General features: G+C 72.5%; 1 protein-coding gene and 1 pseudogene. One reads left to right on the top strand and one right to left on the bottom strand.

The features are described from left to right. Window positions 1-157: pseudogene (locus M878_RS99875) on the top strand (PH domain-containing protein); the annotation flags it as partial. Window positions 158-238: 81 nt separating this feature from the next. Here M878_RS99875 and M878_RS64710 read toward each other — a convergent pair. Further along, window positions 239-1885, bottom strand: a complete 1647-nt coding sequence (locus M878_RS64710; protein ID WP_023547164.1) for a phospho-sugar mutase — start codon at window positions 1883-1885, stop codon at window positions 239-241. Between the last annotated feature and the right edge of the window lie 29 nt (window positions 1886-1914).

Here is a 1914-nt window from a genome sequence, read left to right as displayed (position 1 = left end):
CACCGACCAGGTCATGGACGAACTGCGGGACATGCTGGAACGGCGCGGTACGGAGGAGTCTGCGCAGGGCGAGGTCACCGTGCGCTGGGCGTACGAGGTGATCGCACCCGCGGCGGCGGGCGCGGTCCTCCTCGCGATTCTCCTGGCGACGGGCTGAGCGAGCCGACGGTCGCGTCGGGCGTACACGGCGAGAGAAGGGGTGCCCCTCTCAGGGGCACCCCTTTGACGTGCGTGCGGGTCAGAGGCCCGCGGCCGTCGACAGGTCTCGCTTCAGGGCGGTCAGCAGCTGTGCCGCGTTCGCGTGGGCGGCCGGCAGATCGGCGTGCGTGGCGACCGGTACGACGACCTCCAGGTAGCACTTCAGCTTCGGCTCGGTGCCGCTCGGGCGGACGATCACCCGGGCGCCGTCGAGCGTGTAGCGCAGGCCGTCCGTGGGCGGCAGCTTGTCCGTGCCCCGAGTGAGATCCTCGGCCTTGGTGATGGCCAGGCCCGCCAGCTCGGTCGGCGGCTGCTCGCGCAGGCGGCGCATCGCGTCCGCGATGACGGACAGGTCCTGGACGCGGACCGAGAGCTGGTCGGTGGCGTGCAGGCCGTGCTCCACGGCGAGGTCGTCGAGGAGGTCCAGGAGGGTACGGCCCTCCTCCTTGAGCACGGAGGCCAGCTCGGTGATGAGCAGCGCGGCCGTGATGCCGTCCTTGTCGCGTACGCCCTCCGGGTCCACGCAGTAGCCGAGGGCCTCCTCGTAGCCGTAGCGCAGGCCCTCCACGCGGGCGATCCACTTGAAGCCGGTCAGCGTCTCCTCGTGCGGCAGACCCGCCTTCTCGGCGATCCGGCCGAGCAGGGAGGACGAGACGATCGACTCCGCGAACACACCGGTCGCGCCGCGGCGGACCAGGTGGGCGGCGAGCAGTGCGCCGACCTCGTCGCCGCGCAGCATCCGCCAGTCGGCACCGTCCTTGACGGCCACCGCGCAGCGGTCGGCGTCGGGGTCGTTGGCGATGATCAGGTCCGGGTCTGCCGTGCGGGCCTGCGCGAACGACAGGTCCATCGCGCCCGGTTCCTCCGGGTTGGGGAAGGCGACGGTCGGGAAGTCCGGGTCCGGGTCGGCCTGTTCGGCGACCAGCACCGGCTCGGGGAAGCCGGCGCGGGCGAAGGCGGCGAGGAGGACGTCCTTGCCGACGCCGTGCATCGCCGTGTAGACCGTGCGGGCGGTGCGGGGGGAGCCGGGGGCGAGGACCGCGTCCGTGCGGGCCAGGTAGGCGTCCAGGACCGTGTCGTCCAGGGTCTCCCAGCCGGCGTCCGGGCGGGGTACGTCGTGCAGGGAGGCGATCGCGTCGATCTCGGCGGCGATCTCCGCGTCGGCGGGCGGCACGATCTGGGAGCCGTCGCCGAGGTACACCTTGTAGCCGTTGTCCCGGGGCGGGTTGTGGCTGGCGGTGACCTCTACGCCCGCGACCGCGCCGAGGTGCCGTATGGCGAAGGCGAGCACGGGGGTGGGCAGGGGGCGGGGGAGTACGGCGGCGCGCAGGCCGGCGCCGGTCATCACGGCGGCGGTGTCGCGGGCGAAGTCGGCGGACTTGTGGCGGGCGTCGTAGCCGATCACGACCAGTCCGGCTCCCCCCTCCCTCTGGGAGGGCTCCTGCTTCTTCAGGTACGCGGCGAGGCCGGCTGCGGCGCGGATGACGACGCTGCGGTTCATGCGCATCGGGCCGGCGCCGAGTTCGCCTCGCAGGCCGGCGGTGCCGAACTGCAGCGTGCCGCTGAAGCGGGCCGGCAGTTCCGTGATGTCACCGGCGTCGATCAGCTCGGCGAGTTCATCACGGGTCTCCGTGTCGGGGTCCTCGGCGAGCCAGGCCTTGGCCCGGGCGATGAGATCGTCGTGCACCTTGGGATCAACCTCTCCTAGTCTTCGCT

Origin of the sequence: Streptomyces roseochromogenus subsp. oscitans DS 12.976 (assembly GCF_000497445.1) — a bacterium.
Classification (GTDB): domain Bacteria; phylum Actinomycetota; class Actinomycetes; order Streptomycetales; family Streptomycetaceae; genus Streptomyces; species Streptomyces oscitans.
Note: the sequence above shows the minus strand (reverse complement) of the source record. Positions and strands in the feature narration are given on the sequence as shown.